Source organism: Wolbachia endosymbiont of Oryzaephilus surinamensis (genome assembly GCF_025617515.1).
Taxonomy (GTDB): domain Bacteria; phylum Pseudomonadota; class Alphaproteobacteria; order Rickettsiales; family Anaplasmataceae; genus Wolbachia.
In genome coordinates this window covers 999,707-1,022,627 of record NZ_CP092526.1, presented here as the reverse complement: position 1 = coordinate 1,022,627, position 22,921 = coordinate 999,707, and the positions used below count along the sequence as shown (strand labels likewise).

The 22,921-nt window shown below is 35.2% G+C and carries 15 protein-coding genes and 4 pseudogenes; 17 read left to right on the top strand and 2 right to left on the bottom strand.

What is annotated here, in order from left to right; genetic code table 11:
* Window positions 1-58: 58 nt before the first annotated feature.
* From putA to MJ631_RS04590, 9 genes and pseudogenes are all read left to right on the top strand, one after another.
* Window positions 59-3,199 (top strand): bifunctional proline dehydrogenase/L-glutamate gamma-semialdehyde dehydrogenase PutA, encoded by a 3,141-nt coding sequence (gene putA, locus MJ631_RS04630; RefSeq protein WP_007302469.1) that lies wholly within the window; start codon window positions 59-61, stop codon window positions 3,197-3,199.
* A gap of 166 nt (window positions 3,200-3,365) precedes the next feature.
* Window positions 3,366-4,007: a protocatechuate 3,4-dioxygenase gene (locus tag MJ631_RS04625; RefSeq protein ID WP_012481990.1), complete on the top strand. Its 642-nt coding sequence runs from the start codon at window positions 3,366-3,368 to the stop codon at window positions 4,005-4,007.
* Between the two features lie 96 nt (window positions 4,008-4,103).
* Window positions 4,104-5,600: a leucyl aminopeptidase gene (locus tag MJ631_RS04620; protein ID WP_044475428.1), complete on the top strand. Its 1,497-nt coding sequence runs from the start codon at window positions 4,104-4,106 to the stop codon at window positions 5,598-5,600.
* 257 nt (window positions 5,601-5,857) lie between these two features.
* Window positions 5,858-6,070, top strand: coding sequence for a hypothetical protein (locus MJ631_RS04615; protein ID WP_006279675.1), 213 nt, complete (start codon window positions 5,858-5,860; stop codon window positions 6,068-6,070).
* A 5-nt stretch (window positions 6,071-6,075) separates the two neighbouring features.
* Window positions 6,076-8,124 carry an NADH-quinone oxidoreductase subunit NuoG gene (nuoG, locus tag MJ631_RS04610; RefSeq protein WP_007302472.1) on the top strand — a complete coding sequence of 683 codons (2,049 nt, stop codon included), beginning with the start codon at window positions 6,076-6,078 and terminating at the stop codon, window positions 8,122-8,124.
* A 416-nt stretch (window positions 8,125-8,540) separates the two neighbouring features.
* Window positions 8,541-9,566, top strand: a complete 1,026-nt coding sequence (gene nuoH / locus MJ631_RS04605; RefSeq protein ID WP_007302473.1) for an NADH-quinone oxidoreductase subunit NuoH — start codon at window positions 8,541-8,543, stop codon at window positions 9,564-9,566.
* Window positions 9,559-10,557, top strand: coding sequence for a porphobilinogen synthase (hemB, locus tag MJ631_RS04600; RefSeq protein ID WP_007302474.1), 999 nt, complete (start codon window positions 9,559-9,561; stop codon window positions 10,555-10,557). Before nuoH ends, hemB begins: the two co-directional genes overlap by 8 nt.
* 380 nt (window positions 10,558-10,937) lie before the next feature.
* Window positions 10,938-11,799: pseudogene (locus tag MJ631_RS04595) on the top strand (IS982 family transposase).
* Between the two features lie 231 nt (window positions 11,800-12,030).
* Window positions 12,031-12,234, top strand: a pseudogene (locus MJ631_RS04590) (IS5 family transposase); the annotation flags it as partial.
* A gap of 6 nt (window positions 12,235-12,240) precedes the next feature.
* Here MJ631_RS04590 and MJ631_RS04585 read toward each other — a convergent pair.
* A protein-coding gene (locus tag MJ631_RS04585) for an IS5 family transposase (RefSeq protein WP_395460333.1) occupies window positions 12,241-13,033 on the bottom strand; the annotation gives its coding sequence in 2 pieces (ribosomal slippage) (window positions 12,241-12,768 and window positions 12,770-13,033; 792 coding nt in all).
* 61 nt (window positions 13,034-13,094) lie between these two features.
* Here MJ631_RS04585 and MJ631_RS08250 point away from each other — a divergent pair.
* The 7 genes and pseudogenes from MJ631_RS08250 to uvrC form a co-directional block, all read left to right on the top strand.
* Window positions 13,095-13,845 (top strand): annotated as a pseudogene (locus tag MJ631_RS08250) (transposase); the annotation flags it as partial.
* A gap of 284 nt (window positions 13,846-14,129) precedes the next feature.
* Window positions 14,130-14,922 (top strand): IS5 family transposase gene (locus tag MJ631_RS04570; RefSeq protein WP_395460333.1). Its coding sequence is split into 2 segments (ribosomal slippage): window positions 14,130-14,393 and window positions 14,395-14,922, totalling 792 coding nucleotides; the frame shifts between segments, so codons are not numbered across the junction.
* 7 nt (window positions 14,923-14,929) lie between these two features.
* Window positions 14,930-15,680 (top strand): annotated as a pseudogene (locus tag MJ631_RS08245) (transposase); the annotation flags it as partial.
* A gap of 284 nt (window positions 15,681-15,964) precedes the next feature.
* Entirely contained in the window at window positions 15,965-16,723 is a 759-nt protein-coding gene (locus tag MJ631_RS04555; RefSeq protein WP_007302495.1) for a hypothetical protein, read from the top strand.
* A 44-nt stretch (window positions 16,724-16,767) separates the two neighbouring features.
* Window positions 16,768-17,607 (top strand): glycine--tRNA ligase subunit alpha, encoded by an 840-nt coding sequence (locus MJ631_RS04550; RefSeq protein WP_127464006.1) that lies wholly within the window; start codon window positions 16,768-16,770, stop codon window positions 17,605-17,607.
* Window positions 17,608-17,610: 3 nt separating this feature from the next.
* Window positions 17,611-19,719, top strand: a complete 2,109-nt coding sequence (glyS, locus tag MJ631_RS04545) for a glycine--tRNA ligase subunit beta (RefSeq protein ID WP_007302493.1) — start codon at window positions 17,611-17,613, stop codon at window positions 19,717-19,719.
* On the top strand, window positions 19,703-21,520 hold the full coding sequence (uvrC, locus tag MJ631_RS04540; protein ID WP_012481994.1) for an excinuclease ABC subunit UvrC: 1,818 nt from the start codon (window positions 19,703-19,705) through the stop codon (window positions 21,518-21,520). Before glyS ends, uvrC begins: the two co-directional genes overlap by 17 nt.
* 11 nt (window positions 21,521-21,531) lie before the next feature.
* On the opposite strand, the gene MJ631_RS04535 is transcribed toward uvrC, so the two are convergent.
* Window positions 21,532-22,023, bottom strand: a complete 492-nt coding sequence (locus MJ631_RS04535; protein WP_007302491.1) for a Smr/MutS family protein — start codon at window positions 22,021-22,023, stop codon at window positions 21,532-21,534.
* Between the two features lie 92 nt (window positions 22,024-22,115).
* Between MJ631_RS04535 and rlmB the strand changes: the two genes are divergently transcribed.
* Window positions 22,116-22,883: a 23S rRNA (guanosine(2251)-2'-O)-methyltransferase RlmB gene (gene rlmB / locus MJ631_RS04530; protein WP_262986206.1), complete on the top strand. Its 768-nt coding sequence runs from the start codon at window positions 22,116-22,118 to the stop codon at window positions 22,881-22,883.
* The last annotated feature ends 38 nt before the right edge of the window (window positions 22,884-22,921 follow it).

Here is a 22,921-nt window from a genome sequence, read left to right as displayed (position 1 = left end):
ATGCGAAGTTATGATATAATTTTACCTTACATATAGTAAAGGTGTTTTATAGATAATTATGATTAGCTCTATACAAGAACCTAATGAACTCAGAAAACGTTTACAAGGATTTTATCGTACTGATGAAAAAAGCTGTGTACGTTATCTTGTAGAAAAAGTAGAACTTTCGGTTGATTCGAAAAACAGAATTTACAATATTGCAAAACAAATTGTCGAAAAGATTAGAGGTAGTAAATTAGGCATTATAGATTCTTTTATACAACAGTACTCACTTTCTAATGATGAAGGAGTAGCACTAATGTGTCTTGCTGAATCATTACTTAGAATACCAGACGATTACACAATAGATGAATTGATCAAAGATAAAATTGCCAACCAAGAATGGAATAAACACTTGGGGCGTTCCTCTTCATTGTTTGTTAATGCTTCTACATGGAGTTTAATTATAGGAAGCAGTATATTAAGAAACAATGAAGAGGATTCAAAATTCTATAACATAATTTCCAGGTTATTGAAAAATTTAGGAGAGCCAATAATTCGCAAAGCGGTAAAACAAGCAATATCCATTCTTGGCAAGCATTTTATTGTTGGAGAAACTATAGAAAAAGCATTGGAAAGTGTGAAATCAGATGACTACAGTAAGTATTTATGCTCTTTTGATATGCTTGGTGAATCTGCTTGCACAGTTGAGGATGCGGAAGAGTATTTTAATTTATACATGCATGCAATAAAAGCCATAGGTGAATCTGCTGACATAAATGATTGCTTTAAATCTCAGGGGGTTTCAATCAAATTGTCTTCGCTGCACTCACGTTATGAATTTAGCCAATTTGATAATATGGCTGAAGAACTGAGAACTAAAGTACTGGAACTTTGTCATGAAGCAAAAAAGTATAATATTTCATTGTGTATAGATGCAGAAGAATCAGAAAGGCTTGAGATGTCGCTCGTGTTATTTGAACAGTTGCGTCTTGATGAGTCACTTTCTGAGTGGGAAGGGCTTGGTCTAGCTGTGCAAGCGTATCAAAAACGTGCTTTGTCTGTTCTTGATTTTGTTGAAGATGTTGCCATTCGATCAAAGCATAAGGTTATGGTGAGACTTGTGAAAGGAGCATATTGGGACTCGGAAATCAAGCGCACACAAGAATTAGGGTTAATTGGTTATCCGGTGTTTACTAGAAAAAGCCACACAGATGTATGCTACCTTGCCTGTGCGCAGAAACTTTTAAGCAAAGAGAATCACTTTTATCCATGTTTTGGAACTCATAATGCTTATACTTTTGCTACTATAATAGAGCTTGCCGATAAAAATCATCCTGGGTTTGAGTTTCAGCGCTTACATGGAATGGGTAAAAGTTTGTATGATTATGCAATTTCAGAACTTGCAACAAGCATCAATTGTCGTATATATGCACCAGTTGGTAAACATAGTGATTTATTGCCATACCTTATTAGGCGTCTTCTTGAAAATGGAGCTAATAGCTCGTTTGTCAATCAAGTAAATGATTCTGACGTTAAAATTGAAGAATTAGTCTCAGATCCATTAGAAAAAGTAAAAAGCTTAGAATATGAGCCTCATCCAAGCATTCCGTTGCCACGAGATATTTTTGGAGAGGAAAGAAAAAACTCCTTGGGAATGGATATTAGCGATTCAATTGCAGTTTCACAATTTGCAAATGATGTAAGGGAATTTAGTGAAAAGAAATGGCAGGTTGGCCCAATAATTGATGGAGAGTCGTTTCTTGACAGTGCGGAATTTACCGAAGTAGTGAATCCTGCACATTTGGAAAATGTAATTGGGGAAGTGTCAAGTGCAACAAGTGCTCATGCTTTAAATGCTCTTGAAATAGCACATAGTGCTTTTACTAAGTGGCAGAATGTTTCAGCAGAAGAGCGCGCTAAATGCCTTGAAAAAGCTGCAGATTTGCTTGAGGAAAGGATGAAAGAGTTAATTTATATTCTGATTGTAGAAGCAGGAAAAATTTTATCCGATGCAATAGCAGAAGTAAGAGAGGCAATCGACTTTTTGCGCTATTATGCAATGATAGCAAAAAATGAACTGAATGACTGGAAAAAATTGCCAGGTCCAACAGGTGAAGATAACTTCATCTTTTTTGAAGGCAGAGGAGTTTTCTTATGCATATCACCGTGGAATTTTCCACTCGCTATCTTCATTGGACAGGTTTCAGCTGCACTTGCAGCAGGTAATGCAGTGCTGGCAAAACCGGCAGAGCAAACGCCGATTATTGCCTATGAAGCCGTTAAGATACTACACGAAGCTGGAATACCAAAAAATGTGCTACACCTTATTCCAGGGGATGGTTGGTATTTAGGTAAAACATTAGTACCAGATAATAGAATTTCCGGTGTAGCTTTTACTGGTTCAACACAAACTGCTCAAATAATTAATCGAATGCTTGCTAGTAGAGATGGTCCTATTGTGCCACTTATCGCTGAGACTGGTGGATTAAATGCTATGATTGTTGATAGTTCTGCTCTTTTAGAGCAGGTAACTAAGGATGTTTTAATTTCTGCATTTCGCAGTGGCGGTCAACGTTGTTCTGCTCTCAGAGTGCTATTTATTCAAGAAGATATAGCAGAAAAACAGGTAAAAATGATATGCAATGCAGCTCAAGAACTAAAGATAGGTGACCCAATACAACTGAGCACAGATATTGGTCCAATAATTGACAAAGCATCTATTGATATGCTCACTAAACATACGGAAAAAATATCAAGGGATGAAGATTCAAACCTTTTGTTCAAGGTACCAATGGATACAAATTCTTATAATGGTTATTTCTTTCCTCCGTACATTTATGAGATACAAAAAATTTCGCAATTAAAGCAAGAAGTGTTTGGGCCTATTTTACATATCATACGTTTTAATAAGTCGCAGTTAAATGAAGTTATAAGTGATATAAACAATACAGGATATGGACTTACGTTTTCTTTGCAAAGCCGTGTACAAAGTCAGATCGCTTTAATAAGCAAGAAAATATCAGTTGGAAATGTATACATCAATCGCAATCAAATAGGTGCAGCAGTTGGAACACAACCATTTGGCGGTAGAGGACTGTCAGGTACCGGACCAAAAGCTGGTGGTCCTAATTATCTGCAACGTTTTTCTATAGAAAAGGTTGTAAGTGTCAACACTACAGCATGTGGCGGTAACATTAAACTTGCGTGTTTGGATTGATTTGCAATTTCTAAATTGGAAGTCCGTGCAGTTGTGTATGCAGTACTAAAACCTAAAACTCATACATTGAAAGGATAGTTGTGATTCTAAGGAGGCTTCAAAGAAAGTCTTGTCTTTAATAAAAGAAAAAGGTTGCTATAATTCTGATAAAAGCACTATAAACAAAATGAATGTAAAAAATATCTTATTAGCGTTTTTAGTACAATTTATATTCGATTTGTCATTATTTGCAGCTGATCCTATTTTGCTTAATTGTATTGAAACTCCAGGGATTTATGATCTTGAAACAAGGCCAAAAAGCTTTAACTCTTCAAATAATTTAAGAAGAAAACCTGGCTCTCCAAATAATGCATCAGGAGAATTAATAAATGTAGTGGGTAGAGTTACTGATGTAAATTGCTTACCGATACAAAATGCTGTGGTTTCTATATGGCACGCAGACTCACTTGGCATGAGCTATTATGATGAAAATGTGGAGCTTGATCCAAATTTTGCTGGATCAGGAAGATTTGTAGTAAATAACCTTGGCTATTATAATTTTATTACAATAGTACCAGGTAAAATTGGTGATAGGGCTCCACACATCAACTTTTTGGTCCAACATCCAGATTTTCCAGAATTCACAACACAAATGTTTTTTGCTGATCATAATTGCGATAACTGTGATGATCTTCTTCTTGGTAATCTTATTGAGAGTGGACTTGCAAGCCTTCTGATAGCACCATTTACTTATAACAATCAGGCTATGAAGACCTACACATTTAATATAACCCTAGGTGGGCATAACAAATTTTCTGATAAAAGATAAAGCCCTTGCATATCAGCGGAGTTCATAGTAGTCTTAAGCGCTATTGTACTTAAAATGTATATGAAAAATATCTTACTAATGTTTTTACTATGCTTTATGTGCAGCTTACAATTATTTGCAACGGAGATGTCAACGATGAAGATAACAATTTCTAAAGCTTTACCCGATTTTGAGACGCTAGTGGTAGGTTTTTTTGAGGGTGATAAGCTCATAACTAATGTTCTACAAGATAAGCAAGCTATAGATAACATCAAGAAATTTAGTGATTTTAATGGAGGTTTTGGTGAATTTTTCTCCGTTACTTCATCAGAGGGAAAAAATATTATAGTTGCTGGTCTTGGAATGAGAGATGAATGGGATGAAAGCAAAGGATTAAATATTGGTGGTAAAATATATTGTGAGCTAAGCAGATTAAGAATCAAGCGAGCGGCAATCTCAATCGAAGGCAATGCAGCAAATGTTGCATACGGTGCATTTTTGCGCAGTTTTAAATTTGATAAGTATAAAACCAAAAAGGATGAAAAAGTTACAGAAGTAGAGGAGATCACAGTGCTAACGAAAGATGAGCAATTCAGTAGTGCTGAAAAATCATTTGAGCGTTTAAGACAAGAAGGTGAAGGCATATTTCTTGCACGTACTCTTACCATTGAACCACCTAATGTTTTATATCCAGAATCCTATGCTGATTATATAAAAACCGAGCTTACTAAGCTTGGCCTTGAAATCGAAGTGCTTGGTAAGAAGCAGATGGAAGAGAAAAAAATGGGAGCATTGCTTGGGGTAGCACAGGGAAGTAGTAAAGAGCCAAAATTAGTAGTGATCAAATGGAATGGAGCTTTCAAGGAACAAAAGCCTGTAGCTTTTGTGGGTAAAGGCATAACGTTTGATACTGGTGGAGTGTCACTCAAGCCTTCGCGTGGCATGGAGTCAATGAAATATGACATGGCGGGTTCTGCTACTGTGGTTGGGGTGATGCGTACTCTAGCTGGACGAAAAGCAAAGGTAAATGCAGTTGGTGTAGTTGCACTTGCAGAAAATGCAGTGGACGGTAATGCTCAAAGACCAAGTGATGTAGTAACTTCGATGTCTGGACAGACGATAGAAGTGTTGAACACTGATGCAGAAGGAAGGCTCATACTTGCAGATGCTTTATGGTATACACAAGATAGATTTGCACCGAAATTTATGATCGACCTTGCAACTTTAACTGGTGCTATAGTGGTTGCACTGGGAAATAATGAATATGCTGGTCTTTTTTCAAATAACGATGAATTAGCGAATCATCTGATTGATGTAGGAAATGAAGTAAATGAGAAATTATGGCGTTTTCCTATGAATGAAACTTATAACAAAATTATTGATTCGCCGATTGCTGATGTGCAAAATATAGCTCCTGCAGGTTCTGGTGGAGATAGTATAATGGCTGCACAGTTTCTACAGCGTTTTGTAAACGACACTTGTTGGGCACATTTAGACATTGCAGGCACTGCTTGGCACGAAAAAGGCACTGATATTTCTCCAAGAGGGGCAGTAGGTTTCGGTGTAAGGTTGCTAAATAAGTTGGTTGAGAAGTACTATGAGATTAATAATTAAGGATCTTTGTATTGAGTTTATAGCTTAATTTACGGCTACATGAATGTCTATTTATAAGACGTAGAAAATGATATCATCAAAGTAACTTACATTTTCTTTTTTGGGGATTCTAAAGTTACACACTTGAGCAGCATCAAGAGAAAGTATTTTGTTCAAATGATGATTGTAATGATGGACTATTAAAACTTTAAAGCTATTGGGTATTGACGGTATATACTTAAGTGTTAGAATAAAATAGGAAGTTTTTAGGAGTTTATATGGCAGCAGGCGGAAAAGCGAAAACAGCTAGTAAAAATAACCCTACTCAGCGTAAGAAAGCAGAACAAAAAATGTATAAGGATAAACCGGTAAAGCCGGTTAGATATATAGACCGTGATTCACGTATGAACTATATGTCTGCTCAATACGATAACGGCAATCTAGTTGAAGATGAGGTAAGCGGCAATCCTATAAAGTGGGAAGCTGTATAGTAGTTGTGGTTAAAGTTACTATTAATTCTAAGGAATGTGAAGTAGAGCATGGGCTCACTATAATTCAAGCTTGTGAAGTTGTGGGCGTTGAAGTTCCGCGGTTTTGTTATCATGAGCGTTTAGCAATTGCTGGTAACTGCAGAATGTGTTTGGTTGAAGTTGAGGGTGGCCCTCCAAAACCAGTAGCTTCTTGTGCAATGCCAGTTGCAGAGGGTATGGTTATTCACACGGATACTCCCAAGGTAAAAAAGGCGCGTGAAGGAGTGCTCGAATTTTTACTAATTAATCATCCACTTGATTGTCCAATTTGTGATCAAGGTGGTGAGTGCGATTTGCAAGATATAACAATGGCTTATGGGAAAGGAATAAGCAGACTTGATGAGCATAAAAGAGCTGTGCCAAAAAAACATTTTGGTCCACTGATTGGAACTGCAATGAATAGATGCATTCATTGTACTCGATGTGTTAGATTTTTGTCCGATGTTGCAGGTACAAATGAACTTGGAGGAATTGGCAGGGGAGAAAATATAGAGATTAGTACTTACATAAAAAGGCATATTAGCTCTGAATTATCTGGGAATATTATAGATCTCTGCCCGGTAGGGGCTTTAACTTCAAAGCCTTACTCCTTTACAGCGCGTCCATGGGAGCTATCACATTGTGAGACTATAGATGTGCTAGATGCTGTGGGAAGTAGCATTAGAGTTGATTATCGTGGCCTGGAAGTTATGCGAATATTACCAAGGCTGAGCGAAGAGGTAAATGAAGAATGGATATCAGATAAAACCCGTTTTGCCTATGATGGACTAAAAGTTCAGCGTCTTGATCAACCTTATGTAAAAAAAGATGGTAAATTAGCCCCAGTTGATTGGAATGAAGCACTAACTGTTGCTGCAAAGAAATTAAAGAATACAAAATCAAATAAAATAGCTGCAATTGCAGGTGATTTAGCAGATTGTGAGTCTATGCTTCTACTCAAAGAAGTGATGCAGAAGCTCGGCTCGGGGAATATAGACTGTAGGCAAGATGGAGCAAAGCTTATACCAAATAATCGTGGGTCATATGTATTCAACACCACTATTGAGGGTATAGAAAATGCAGATTTATGTCTGCTTATAAATACAAATCCAAGAATAGAAGCACCAATAATTAACGCAAGATTGAGAAAGAGATATTTACAAGGTAATTTCACTATTGCAAATATTGGTCCTAATCTTGAATATCTATATAATGTTGAAAGATTAGGTGATGGTCCAAACGTTCTAAAAGAAATAGAAGAGGGAAATCACAAATTCTGCGAGTTACTGAGTGCGGCTCAGAACCCTATGCTAATTATCGGTCAAGATGCATTAATAAGAGATGATTCTGAATCAGTTTTAGCTCTAGCTGGCAAAATTGCAGAAAAATTTAACATGATCAGAGATGACTGGAATGGCTTTAACGTACTGCATAAGGCTGCAGCAAGGGTTGGTGGACTCGATATTGGATTCGTTCCTAGCAAAGGTGGAAAAGACATTAATCAGATGCTAAAACAGGCAGAAAGTGGTGAGATAGAAGTAGTTTATCTTCTTGGCGCAGATGAAATTGATATATCAAAGTTAGAAAGTACATTTGTAATTTATCAAGGCCACCATGGTGATAGGGGAGCGCATATAGCAGATGTCATTCTACCTGGAGCTGCATACACAGAAAAATATGCAACTTATGTAAATACTGAAGGGCGAGTACAGAGAACAAATTTAGCTGTTTTTCCTCCTGGTGAAGCAAAGGAAGATTGGTTGATTATAAAAAATTTATCCCAATATTTGGGCCTTTCCTTACTATATGATAATTTATTTGATGTGAGGAAGAAATTATACACTATTGGTCCACAGTTTAGAGATGCTGACCAAGTGGTGAAAAACAAATGGGTACCAATTACCTGTGATGAAATAAAATTAAGTAATATCTCTTTCACTCTAAAAAAGTGTAATTTTTATATGACAGACTCAATAAGTCGCGCTTCAAAAATAATGGCAGATTGTACTAAGGATTTTTATGAACACTCTACTTAATATTTTATTTATTCTAACACCATTATTACTAATAACTCTGGTATATTTTCAACGAAAATTAAACTCTATATTTTTGTGTAAAGAACAAAATACATTAGAAAAACAGTTCGTTTATAAGCTAGTTGATTTTATCAATGATATTATTGCACTATTTACGGAAGGATATGTATGGATGGCAATAACATTTATTATAGTTACCGAGGGAAGAGGGAATTATTTGCCTCTCACAATGATCTTAATTATGATGTCACTAGTGTCATTCATATGCATATCATTTTACTATTCTATTAAGCTAAATGCTGTACAGAAAAGTGTTGTCCTATTGATTTCAATAGGGACATTGTCTTGTGTGTCTAGAGCATTTGCTGTATTTTTTATTGCCACAATTATGAACTATTTTTTTGATTTAGGGTTGCATGTACTTGATATTTGATATTCTTTTTCTTCTTATTCCACTTTTGCTTTCAGTAGCATATTTAGTGTACTTTGAGCGTAAAGTTATTGGTGCAATTCAACTAAGGCATGGTCCAAGTGTAGTAGGGCCATTTGGGCTACTACAGCCATTTGCAGATGCTATCAAATTGATAATTAAAGAGCCGATAATACCATTTAGAGCAAACACCATACTGTTTATTATGGCTCCAATGCTCACCTTTATTTTAGCATTAATTTCCTGGGCAGTTATACCATTTGGAGCTGAAATAATTACAGAAAATGGACAGCAGGTAATAATCCCTAAGGTAATAGCAAATATTAATGTTGGAGTGCTTTATGTGCTAGCTATATCCTCTTTGGGAATATATGGCATTATTATTGCAGGCTGGTCTAGTAATTCTAATTATGCATTTCTTGGCGCTATAAGGTCAGCTGCTCAAATGATTTCATATGAAGTTTCAATAGGTCTAATAGTTGCTACAGTTGTTATTACAACTGGTACGTTGAATCTTGCAGAGATGGTGGTAGCGAAACATAATATGCCATTTTGGATTGATTTGCTGATGATGCCTATAGGAATAATATTTTTTATTTCTTTGCTTGCAGAAACTAACCGTCACCCATTTGACTTACCAGAAGCTGAAGCAGAGCTTGTCTCTGGGTATAACGTCGAATATTCATCAATGCCTTTTGCTCTCTTTTTTCTAGGAGAGTATGCAAATATGATTTTAGCAAGCGCTGTGATGACAATATTCTTTCTAGGAGGGTGGTATCCTCCACTAGAGCTTAGTTTACTATATAAAATTCCAGGTTTGATTTGGTTCGTTTTGAAGATAGTTTTATTATTGTTCATATTTATTTGGATCAGGGCAACAATACCCCGTTACAGATATGACCAACTAATGCGTCTTGGTTGGAAAGTGTTTCTACCGATATCAGTGCTTTGGGTAATACTCATTTCAGGAGTGTTGCTTTTTACTGGGAACTTGCCTGGGTCCAATGTTTAACTTTCCAAACATAAGATTAAGACGCAGGCGCTCAGGCAAGTGGATTCGCAATTTAACAAGTGAAATCACTTTATCAGTAAATGATTTGATTTTTCCCTTATTTGTTCATGACGGAGAAGAAACAATTGAGCCAATTTCTGGCTTACCTGATATCAAATGTTATTCAATAGATGGATTAATTTCTATAGTTCAGAAAGCTAAGGACTCGGGGATTAATGCTGTTGCAATTTTTCCTGTAGTTGATAGTAAACTAAAATCTGAAAAAGCTGAGGAAGCATATAATCCTGATAATTTAATCTGCAAAGCAATTCATGCTGTAAAATCGAAGGTACTTGATATTGGCATTATTGCAGACATTGCACTAGATCCATACACTACTCACGGTCATGATGGCATTTTAAAAGACGGCAAGATGGATGTGGAAAATGATGAAACTGTGTCAATATTGTGTAAGCAAGCGCTTGTTTTAGCAAAAGCAGGATGCGATATAGTTGCTCCTTCTGATATGATGGATGGCAGGATAGGAAAAATAAGAAAAACATTGGATGATAATAACTTTCAGAATGTGTCAATATTGTCCTATGCAGTAAAGTACTGTTCTAGCTTCTATGCGCCATTCAGGCAAGTTGTCGGTTCGTGCGCATCATCAAATTTCATCGACAAAAGTGGTTATCAAATGGATTATCGAAATGCACGCGAAGCAATCTGCGAAATTGAAATGGATATAAATGAAGGTGCAGATTTTATTATGATAAAGCCGGGTATGCCATACTTAGATATAATAAAAACAGCAAGTGACAAGTTCAATTTTCCGATTTTTGCTTACCAAGTAAGCGGTGAATACGCAATGATAAAAGCTGCAGCAAATAATGGCTGGTTGGATTATAACAGAGTGATTTATGAGTCCTTAATTGGTTTTAAACGTGCAGGTGCAAGTGCAATATTTACCTATGCTGCACTTGATGTTGCAAAAAATTTGGTATCTACTTAGCAGTGTGGAACATCTAAGTAGGTAGCTGGCCGAAGTGACTTGACAAACCTTCCCACTTTCCTTACCATATCAATAAGAGTATTTATCCTTGTTTTTAATCTCTGCAGATTTAACAACAAAAATTCAGTAAAAAACTCAGGTATATATTGGCAGATTACATAAAATTATAGCGGCTGCATGTCTTTTTTATTTTTTCTACATTCAGCCAAAACACGCTTATTTTAAGCGTTAGCACATTATTATAATGCCAATTTACATTATTATAGGGTCAAAACTCACTACTAACCCCAACTATGGATTAAATAAAGAGATAAAAGTGCAGCTAAGAAGAGGAAAACAGGGTAAGCTCAAGTATTTTATCAATAATTAAGAGGTTACCCATGAAGAAAGATATTACAGAACTTTACTGTTGCGTCGAGGATTTTTATCGCACAGTCGATGATAGTTTTGCTAATATGCTCCTATCAAAAGGAAGAAAACCAACTAGAATACCGGACTTCGGAAATTCTCACCATAATTCTATTATATCATCAATCCCCTTGCAAAAGTTTCAAAGCTTTTTACCTACTTTATCTGCCACTTTATAAATCTGAGTTTTCTAAATTGCCAACATATGACCGATTTATCGCTCTTAAATCACGGGTTTTATGGTATTTAGCATTACTTTTGCAATGGTTCTGCAAACAAGCAAAAATGACAGGTATTGCCTACATAGACACTTCTACAATCGCTGTTTGCCACAAAAAAAGAATCTCCAAGAACAAAGTTTTTGATGGTTTGGCAGAAATTAGTAAGAGCACATATGGTTGGTTTTTTGGCTTTAAATTGCACTTGGTAATTAATGAAATTGGAGAAATTCAAGCACTTACTCTAACCAAAGGTAACGTTGATGACAGAAAACCTGTGCCAACTCTCACTAAAAGACTGACCGGACTTTTGTTTGGAGATAAGGGCTATATAAAGAAAGAGCTCTTTGAGAAACTCTTTGATAGAGGCCTAAAACTCGTCACTAAAGTAAAAAAAGGTATGAAAAACGTACTCATTTCACTTAAAGAGAAGATTTTACTAAGGAAAAGATCGATTGTTGAGACTGTTTTCGACTCCTTGAAAAACAAATTTGAGATTGAGCACACAAGACACAGATCGCCAACAAATTTCCTAATTCATGTTTTTTCTGTTCTGATTTCCTATTCCATGCAGTCGAAAAAGCCCTCTATTTCTATGCCTTTCTTTGCTGGCTAATCCATAGTTGGGGTTACTAGGGGATTCTTTTGCCTTTTTCTAGCTTGGTAAATTTTTTAATATTTATAGTTAAAGCTTCAGGCCAGCGCGTGACGCATAGCTATACGGAGATTAAAGATGTCATTCAAGTAGCTGACACTGGAATGGCTTTGTTGCACCACTCAAGGAAAGAACAGGCAGTTACTGATGGAATTTGTTATAAAATAGATATTTAGCCGACAAAGGAAAAATATGCCAATAAGAATGAAAGTCAGTAACTGCAATGAATATAACAAATTTCTTCAAGAAAGGGGAAATGTTTTTCATTATATCAACGATGCCATTGAAAATTGGTACGAAAATAGTCCAAAAGTAGCAGGTGGCAACAATGTCTACAGCGACAAAGTAGTGATTCTAATTCACATAATAACCTATCTATTCAGGATTGGTCTTAGAGCCTGTTCATAATCTTTTCAGGAGTAAAGCAGTAAAGGCTAGAACAACCATTTGCAGGCTAGTATTGAGTTTCCGCTCGCAATTTTTCCACAATCGCCTACATTTTTCCAACCAAGCAAAAGATCTCTCAACAACCCATCTTTTCGGCAATACAGCAAAGGTGTGTAATTCGCTGCGCTTTATCACTTCAACAGTTGCTCCAATAATATCTTTTATTTGAGTTGCAAATTTTTCTCCCGTATAACCCGCATCAACCAGTATATTTTGGACTTCAGAGAGGTTTTCTCTTGCATTTTCGATCATTTTTACAGCACTGCTACGGTCAGTTATTTCTGCTGTTGTGATATAAATTGCGTGTGGTAAACCTTCAGTATCAACTGCAATATGGCGTTTTATTCCTGAAATCTTTTTACCAGCGTCGTAGCCCTTATTTTGAGCAGTATCTGCATTTTTTACGCTCTGAGCATCAATTATACAGAAACTGGTTTTCTCTTTCTGACCATTGTTTTGTCGGACCACGCCAACTAATTTTTTTTAACACACATTCCAAAGTACTTTTTTTGTCTTCGCTTGGTTTTTCACTCCATTTTTTAAAGTAGTCGTAACAACTTCTCCATCTTGGGAATTCTTGTGGCAACATTCTCCACTGGCAGCCACTTTTTAAGACATACAATACTGCACAGAATACTTCATATAAATCAAGCTTTCTTGGCTTTGTCTTTCTTCTGCAGGACTCTAGATCTGGTAGAATAATCTTGAATTTTTCTCGACTTATGTCGCTTGGGTATAAACTTCTCATATATCCTAATCTATATTCACTATCTCTTAATTTATCCTTTTCTTGAGATCATGTACAGGTTCTTAGGCAAACAGTGGGATTTATAGAGAAATATCTTGAGCAAATAGGGAAAATTTTGCAAATTATCAGCTATTCGCAGGCTTCAAGAAGGTTTAAAAAGCTTAATATCAAAATCAACGACTGCAGAGTTGATAAGAACGATATGGAAGATATTGAAATTGCTATAGATAGTACAGGTATCAGCATCTACAATAATATTCCAGGCCATAGTAAGGCAAATGGTACAGATAGAAAGTATCGCCGCTATGAGCAAACAAGAAAGCTACATGTAATGCTAGAGATAGGTAGTAAAAAAGTTATAGCTGCAAAATACAGTAGTGGAGTTTATTCCGACCACTATGGAGCCTGTGATCTTATTGAAAGAGTGGATACCAAGTATAACATAAGCACGATATATGCAGATAGATCGAAAGAAGTTATACAAACTGTGCGATGAGCTTGACATAAAGACAAGGATTCCTCCGCAAAATAATGCAGTAGAGCATCCAAAGTTGGATTATATGAATGAGAGAAATTCTACAATCAAGCTCATAAAGTCATATGATGAAGATGGTATGAAGAGGTGGAAAAAAGAGATAAATTATTGGAAGAGATCTTATATAGAAAGTTTTTTCTCGCGACTGAAGCAAATATTTGGATTTAGTTTTAGGAATAAATCTGAGATTAATCGTGAGAAGGAACTGCTACTCAAGTGTTATTTGCTTAACAAATTTACTGAAATAGGCATGGCTAAGTTTGATATAGCTTCATGAATTTATTATACATTACCCACTATCCGAAGAGCTGTGCAACAAAGCCCACTGGAATCCAGCCTTTTGTAGTCTCATTGAAAGCGTTGCTTTTAATATCTATGATTAGGTTGCTTGTGAGCACCAGTGTCAAGCACTGGGATGACATTACTTTTGCTTCAATATTTACACATTAGCCATGCATCTGAACAGATACTACTTAAGTCCTTTCAAGACAGGTTCTTAGAACCTGTACATGATCTCAAGAAAAGGATAAATTAAGAGATAGTGAATATAGATTAGGATATATGAGAAGTTTATACCCAAGCGACATAAGTCGAGAAAAATTCAAGATTATTCTACCAGATCTAGAGTCCTGCAGAAGAAAGACAAAGCCAAGAAAGCTTGATTTATATGAAGTATTCTGTGCAGTATTGTATGTCTTAAAAAGTGGCTGCCAGTGGAGAATGTTGCCACAAGAATTCCCAAGATGGAGAAGTTGTTACGACTACTTTAAAAAATGGAGTGAAAAACCAAGCGAAGACAAAAAAAGTACTTTGGAATGTGTGTTAAAAAAAATTAGTTGGCGTGGTCCGACAAAACAATGGTCAGAAAGAGAAAACCAGTTTCTGTATAATTGATGCTCAGAGCGTAAAAAATGCAGATACTGCTCAAAATAAGGGCTACGACGCTGGTAAAAAGATTTCAGGAATAAAACGCCATATTGCAGTTGATACTGAAGGTTTACCACACGCAATTTATATCACAACAGCAGAAATAACTGACCGTAGCAGTGCTGTAAAAATGATCGAAAATGCAAGAGAAAACCTCTCTGAAGTCCAAAATATACTGGTTGATGCGGGTTATACGGGAGAAAAATTTGCAACTCAAATAAAAGATATTATTGGAGCAACTGTTGAAGTGATAAAGCGCAGCGAATTACACACCTTTGCTGTATTGCCGAAAAGATGGGTTGTTGAGAGATCTTTTGCTTGGTTGGAAAAATGTAGGCGATTGTGGAAAAATTGCGAGCGGAAACTCAATACTAGCCTGCAAATGGTTGTTCTAGCCTTTACTGCTTTACTCCTGAAAAGATTATGAACAGGCTCTTAGGCAAACAGTGGGATTTATAGAGAAATATCTTGAGCAAATAGGGAAAATTTTGCAAATTATCAGCTATTCGCAGGCTTCAAGAAGGTTTAAAAAGCTTAATATCAAAATCAACGACTGCAGAGTTGATAAGAACGATATGGAAGATATTGAAATTGCTATAGATAGTACAGGTATCAGCATCTACAATAATACTCCAGGCCATAGTAAGGCAAATGGTACAGATAGAAAGTATCGCCGCTATGAGCAAACAAGAAAGCTACATGTAATGCTAGAGATAGGTAGTAAAAAAGTTATAGCTGCAAAATACAGTAGTGGAGTTTATTCCGACCACTATGGAGCCTGTGATCTTATTGAAAGAGTGGATACCAAGTATAACATAAGCACGATATATGCAGATAGATCGAAAGAAGTTATACAAACTGTGCGATGAGCTTGACATAAAGACAAGGATTCCTCCGCAAAATAATGCAGTAGAGCATCCAAAGTTGGATTATATGAATGAGAGAAATTCTACAATCAAGCTCATAAAGTCATATGATGAAGATGGTATGAAGAGGTGGAAAAAAGAGATAAATTATTGGAAGAGATCTTATATAGAAAGTTTTTTCTCGCGACTGAAGCAAATATTTGGATTTAGTTTTAGGAATAAATCTGAGATTAATCGTGAGAAGGAACTGCTACTCAAGTGTTATTTGCTTAACAAATTTACTGAAATAGGCATGGCTAAGTTTGATATAGCTTCATGAATTTATTATACATTACCCACTATCCGAAGAGCTGTGCAACAAAGCCCACTGGAATCCAGGAATTTTTTGAGCACAAAGGAGATCTTATTCTAAGTTTTTATTGGTAAGAAAGGCTGGATCCCAGTGTCGGAGCACTGGGATGACAAAAAAGGAGGCTACTAGTATAAAGGGGCAACGGTTTAGATCGTTTTTAACTATTTGCCTTTTTTCTATGCAAGAAGTGTATTGATAAGTCCATTACAATTCAGTATTGTGAAAAATATAAGTCAAGTGTTAGTTAGGACATGGGGATTTTTTTTCAATTTTTGGGTAAGATGCTAGGCAAGGTTTTTCCTGCCAAAATAGTAAGCTCTTTTTTAGGAGTAGGATATTTACCGGGTTGGCAGCATTATTGGTCTTCTTTTCTAATATTATTTATTACCGACATTATATTAATGCTTACATACGGAGGTGATTTTATACTATATAAAATGCCGAATTCAGGCATAGTTGTAGCTGCTATTTTTACCAAGCTAGCAATAGTTATGTTAGTGCTGCAATTAGTTGGCATATCTATTTTTCATACTCAAGATCCTTCAGCCAGCAGTGATGAGAATATAGTAATACAAATAGCATCAGGACAGGTGATGACTGTTGCGTTTTCGATGCCGGCAATAATGTCAATTTATTATATTGTAAGTAAATTCTATTTAAGTATATGCAAGGCAATACTTCAATGTCCATTTTGGTTTAATGATCTTATGCATTTGTTCTTTTTCTTTATAATACCTTATTTATTTTTTAATATTGTAGAAGTAATAAAACCATGGCCGATAAGTACGATACAGCTTAGTTATAACAATGCAATATCAATCACATTTGAAGGGATTTTTCATGTGTTTTATGCAGTGATTTTATTGTACTTGACTGCATTTATATTCTGCGATCTGACTATGCATGATGCGATTGTTTTAAACAAAAGCATATTTGAGTATGTAAAAGAAAGTTCAATAGCCTTGAGTGACTATTTTCATGGCACTATTAAAAAAATAAGTATAGAATAGTACTTATTTGCTTATGTATTCAGTTTAAAAGATATACAGTTTGCGTGAATCTACAGGATATAATAAAGGGATTACAAGATTTTTGGGCAGATGAAGGGTGTACTATACTTCATCCATATACGTCTGAAGTTGGAGCTGGAACACTACATCCCGCAACAATCATGTCAGCGATTGACGAAAAATCAACAAAAATTGCGTATCTACAACCAGTAATCAGACCTGCAGACGGACGCTATGGCGACAACCCTAATCGTTTATATCAGCATCATCAATACCAAGTTATAATAAAACCATCTGGCAGCAATTTGCAAGATATTTACTTAAATAGCTTAAAAGCTCTTGGTGTATCGACAAAAGAATATGATATTAAGTTTATTGAAGATGATTGGGAAAACCCAAGTGTTGGCGCATCCGGTCTTGGTTGGGAGGTTACATGCAACGGAATGGAAGTAACACAACTTACTTATATACAGCAAGTGGGAGGTATTGACTGCAGAATAATTCCTGGTGAAGTAGCATATGGGTTAGAGCGTTTAGCAATGTGCATACAGGGTGTAGATAATGTTTACGACATAATGTGGAACGATAATGGTGTAACTTATGGAGATATTTTTAAACAAAGAGAGCGAGAGTTTTCTTACCTGGCACTTGATTATTATGATACTAAAGTAGTACAACAGCAGTTTGAGGATACAGAAAAACTGTGTAAATTCCTTGTTGAAAAAGAATTGCCGATAGCAGCTTATGACCAATGTATTAAAACGAGCCATCTACTTAATCTACTTGATGCAAGAGGTGTGCTTGGTGTGAATGAACGTACAGCCTATATTGGTAGAGTGAGAGAGTTAACAAAAAAATGCTGTGAATTATATAGAGCAAAGTAGAATATGTTGTCACAATTATTGTTTGAATGTCTTTCAGAAGAAATTCCATCAAGAATGCAGAATTCATCTGCAGCTCAGGTTAAGAGCTATATCACTAATGCTTTTAGTAAAAATAATGTGAAATTTGCATCTATAGAAGTTTATGTGACTGCACGTCGCATTGCTCTTTTTATTGATGGCATAAGTGCTTTAGAGCTAAAAGATTCTAACAATGAAATTAAAGGACCAAGAGTTAATGCACCGAAAAGTGCTATCGAAGGTTTTTTGAGAAAAAATCGGAAAGGTGAAGAAGATTTACTCATTCGCAAAGTAAATGATGAAGATTTTTACTTCATTAAGAGAGAAAGCTGCTTATTTAACATCAACGGGTTTCTCAAAAATCAACTGGAGGAAATGCTAAAAAACTTTTCTTGGCCAAAGAGTATGAGATGGAGTGAAAGAAAAGAGAGATGGGTTAGGCCAATTAAAAATATTCTATGTATTTTAAATGACGAAATAATACCTATATCTTTTGCAGGGGTTACAGCATGCAACGTGACGTATGGTCATAGGTTTCTTTCAGGTGATGCAGTACTTACTGTTAAAACACCCAAAGACTATTTTGAATTGTTAGAAAAAAATAATGTCATTCTCCAGTTGGACAAAAGAAAGCAATTTATACTAGATCAGATTAATAAGTTTACAAAAGAGGAGAACTTACAACTTGAAAAAAATGATTATTTACTTAATGAATTGGCAGGGCTTATAGAGTGGCCAATAGTATTATTTGGTAAAGTAAAATCATCAGAATTACCGAAGAAAGTAATACTTAGTATAATTAATACGCAGCAAAAGTATCTTGCTTTAAGTGATGGACAGAAAATATCACATTTTGTTACTGTTGTAAATGTTAACAACAATGAAGTTGTCAAAGGCCATGAAAGAATATTAGAAGCACGTCTTGCTGATGCCCAGTTTTTGATATCTCAAGACAAGAAGGAAAACCTAGATTACTATGTCAAAAAATTGAGCTCTATTTCATTTCATGCTTCGCTCGGTAGCGTAGAAGAAAAAGTGAAGCGTATTATCGCTCTTTCAAAGTATATAGCGATATTTATTCCACATGCTTCATTAATTAAAGTTGAACGTGCTGCATATTTAGCAAAGGCAGATCTTGCAACGTTGATAGTGAAAGAATTTCCGGGATTGCAAGGAGTAATGAGTGGATACTACGCTTCTTATTTTCAAGAGGATAAAGAAGTAGTGGAAGCTATAACTGAGCACTATAAGCCAATTGGATCGGACCAAGAATGCCCTAGATCTCCTACTGCGATTGCTGTAGCTATTGCAGACAAAATGGATAGTTTGGTTGGCTTAATTGCAGCAGGTGAGAAAATCTCTGGTTCGTATGATCAGTTTGGTTTGCGTAGAATGACAATTGGTATAATTAGAACAATACTTGAAAATAATTTGCATATTCCAATTAGATTGCTGATAGATAAGTCAGTATCTTTATGTTCAAGGCTTCTATTGAATAAAAATATAACTCCAGTTGATAAGCCAAGTGAAAAACAAATTTTAGAACTAGTATTTAAATTCTGCTTAGAAAGGTTCAAGATTATTTTAAAAAATAGAAATATAAGGCAAGATGTTGTAGATTCAATACTATATAAAGTCGATATTAATGATCTGCTGAAAGCGGAAAAGCAAACTGTGATATTGGATCGTTATCTTAGTACAAAAGAAGGTGAACAGGTTCTAAGCACTTATAAAAGAGCCAGTAACATGATGAGCAAAGTGAGAAAAAGTGATGGCACTACTTATAATGCATCTTACAGTAAGAAGTTTTTGATTGAAGATGAGGAGATTGCGCTATCAAATTGTGCTATAGCTGCTTGTAAAAACATCAAACAAGCGATAGAAAATAACGACTTTAATACAGCGCTTGATGAACTTGCTCGTTTTGCTCCATTTATCAATCAATTTATGGACAGTGTAAAGATTAACTGTGATTCTAATGAGCTTAGAATAAACAGGTTATCTTTGCTTGCAAATGTTGTTTCTACCTTTCATTTAGTAGCAGAGTTTAACCTTATACAGGTTAAACAATTGATAAATGCTCAGGCAATATAAGGAACAAATCAAATCATCTCCACAATCCTGTGGCGTTTATAAGATGATTGGAGATAAGAGTAAGGTTTTATACATTGGTAAAGCAAAAAACTTGAAGTCGAGATTATCTGACTACCTTCAATTCGAAAACCTTTCTGAACGAATCAGAGTAATGATCTCACAGGTTATTAAGGTTGAAATATTCATCACTGAGAATGAAATCGAAGCATTGCTTCTTGAAGCACAGTTAATAAAATCGTTAAAACCATCTTATAATATTTTGCTTAGGGATGGAAAATCTTATCCTTATATAACAATTTCTAAGCATGATTATCCAAGAATAGCGAAATATAGAGGTAAGTTTAAGAAGAATGAGTTTCATTACTACGGCCCTTTTCCATCTGCTGCTGCTGTTAAGAACACTATATTATCATTGCAAAAAGCTTTTCTCTTAAGAGTATGTTCAGATCAATATTTCTCTTCAACAAAAAGACCATGTCTTGAGTATCAAGTTAAGCGCTGTTCAGCACCATGCGTAGATAAAATTACAAAAGATGATTACTGCAAATCAGTAAAACAAGCACAAGATACTCTGCTAGGAAGGAATAAAGAAGTGCAAAGACAGCTATTTTCTACAATGGAAAAGTGCAGTAGGGAGATGAACTACGAGCTTGCTGCTGTCTATAGAGATCGATTGAAATTTCTTCAGCAAATTCAAATGCAGCCAATGGATTTTTCTTTTGAAGAAGATGCAGATTTCTTTAGCGTTGTACGTGAGGCAGACTTAGCATGCATTGGTGTACTATCTTTCAGAGATAAAGGTAACTATGGAAGCATTCCTTACTTCATTGAGAATTGTAGTGATCATTCAAATGATGAAATTTTATCCACCTTTTTGGTCAATTTGTATAATCCAGTTAACACACCACCAGCGCAAATTTACGTTCCCGATTTTATTAAGGATAAGGAAATTATAGAACAAGCACTTTATGCTCTTACTCAAAAATCAATAAAAGTTTTGCATGCGAAAAATAGTAAAGAACGTGATTTGTTGAATTTTATTTACAATAATTCTCAGCATAGTCTAGAACAGAAGCTTACTGATTATAGAAATAACCTAGAAAAGCTCGAAGAGCTTAGGAAGATTTTCTCGTTACCAAATATTCCAAAGCGTATCGAGGTTTATGATAATAGCCATATATCTGGAAATCAACAAGTTGGTGTGATGATTGTTGCAGGGCAGGAAGGTTTTTTAAAAAGTGAATACAAAAAATTTACTATAAAAGAAGAAATTTCAGGTGATGACTATAAAATGATGAGAGAAGTGCTGACTAGACGTTTCTCTGGCAATATAAAAGATATAATCCCTGATTTTTTACTGATTGATGGCGGTCCAGGACATGTTTCCATAGTGCAGAATGTGTTGGAAATATTGAATATAAAAGTTCCTTTTGCTTGTATGGCAAAGGGTCATGATCGTAATGCAGGAAATGAAAGATTTTATGTGCCGGACAGAGAAGAATTTACTCTAGCAAGTGACAGTAAGGTCATGCTTTATTTACAATTGCTGCGTAATGAAGCTCACCGTTTTGCGATAACTTCGCATAGAAAAAAACGCGATAAACAGTTTTTTGCTTCACAATTAAGTGAAATATCCGGTGTTGGCAGTAAAAGAAAGAAGGCACTCATGTCTCATTTTGGTTCTGTAGAAAATATAAGCAAAGCTTCTCTAGCTGAAATTCAAAACGTACCTGGAATTAGTAAAGGTTTAGCAGAAATCATTCTTCAACACGTGAATTCTAAGAAAGGTACTCCTAAATAGGTACTCTAAAATTAACCTTTATTTCTTCTTAATAAGACATAAAAAGCTCCTTTGCCACCATGTTTTTTTATGGCTTGCTGATAGTATAAGATCATATTTCGAACTTTTGTGTCATTCAACCACTTATTTAAGCTATTCTTTATAGTGTCTATTTTATCTGTACTATTACCATGCCCCGTAATTACCAATAAGCACCTATTCCTTGCTTGATAATTTTTGATAATAAAATCTATCAATTTACAATAAGCATTATCTATACTATAGCCATGCAAATCGAGTTTATCGCTTATAAAATATTTGCCCCTATCGATCTTTAATTTTGTATTGTAGTCAAGACAAAATGATGAATCACCATTATCAGTATTAAGAAAATTTTCTTGTAAACTAGAGGCACCTTTATCAATCATAGATTTTATATTTACTTTGTGATCAACTTTCAAAGTAACTTTTCCACATTCTATTGGCTTAACATTTTTTTGCCAATCTAACTCATCATCTGACATAAATTCATTAATTGAACTGCATAATTTTACAACAATATATAAACACAGTAAAATATTGCTTATTCTATAAAAAACTGATTTTCAATAATGAGATGAAATCATCAAAAGCTAATGAAAACTGTTGGATATATGGAAAGCACACTTGTATTTCAGCATTAAGAAACAAAAATAGGCGGTGTATAAAACTGTTAGTAACAGAAAATTTCTACAGAGAATTTGAGAAAGAAATTAAACAATGTGCAGATAGTAAGGGCATTAAACCTCGACTGGTAGAGAACAAAATGTTCAATGATGTTTTACCCAAAGGTGTCAATCATCAAGGAATTGCTTTAAAAGTTGCTCCTATTTTTCACAGCTTAAATATCGAAGAAATAGCTGAAGGTTCAGGTGACAGCTCTACTATAGTCATTTTAGATCAAATTACTGATACACACAATATAGGGTCGATTTTAAGAACCTCAGCTTGTTTCAACATTGATGCACTGGTTTTACCACATCACCATTCACCGAGCGAAAATGCATCTATCGCAAAAGCAGCAAGTGGAGCACTGGATATTGTTCCTCTAATATACGTTACAAACATAGTAAAAACGATGGAGTCTTTAAAAAAGATAGGCTACTGGTGTTATGGGTTTGATTGCAATGCAAAGGAAAATATAGATGAAATAAAGAATTTTGGGCAAAAAAGAGTAATTATTTTTGGTTCTGAAGAGAAAGGAATGCGGAGATTAGTGAAAGAAAGTTGTGATTATCTTTTAAAAATTCCAATGTCAAACGTAATTGATAGTCTAAATGTTTCAAACGCAGCAGCAATAGGACTATATTCCATTTACATTAAAACAAAAATCACTGCAAATTAGTTGCAATAAAACAAGGATGTCATTCCAGCATGTGATAC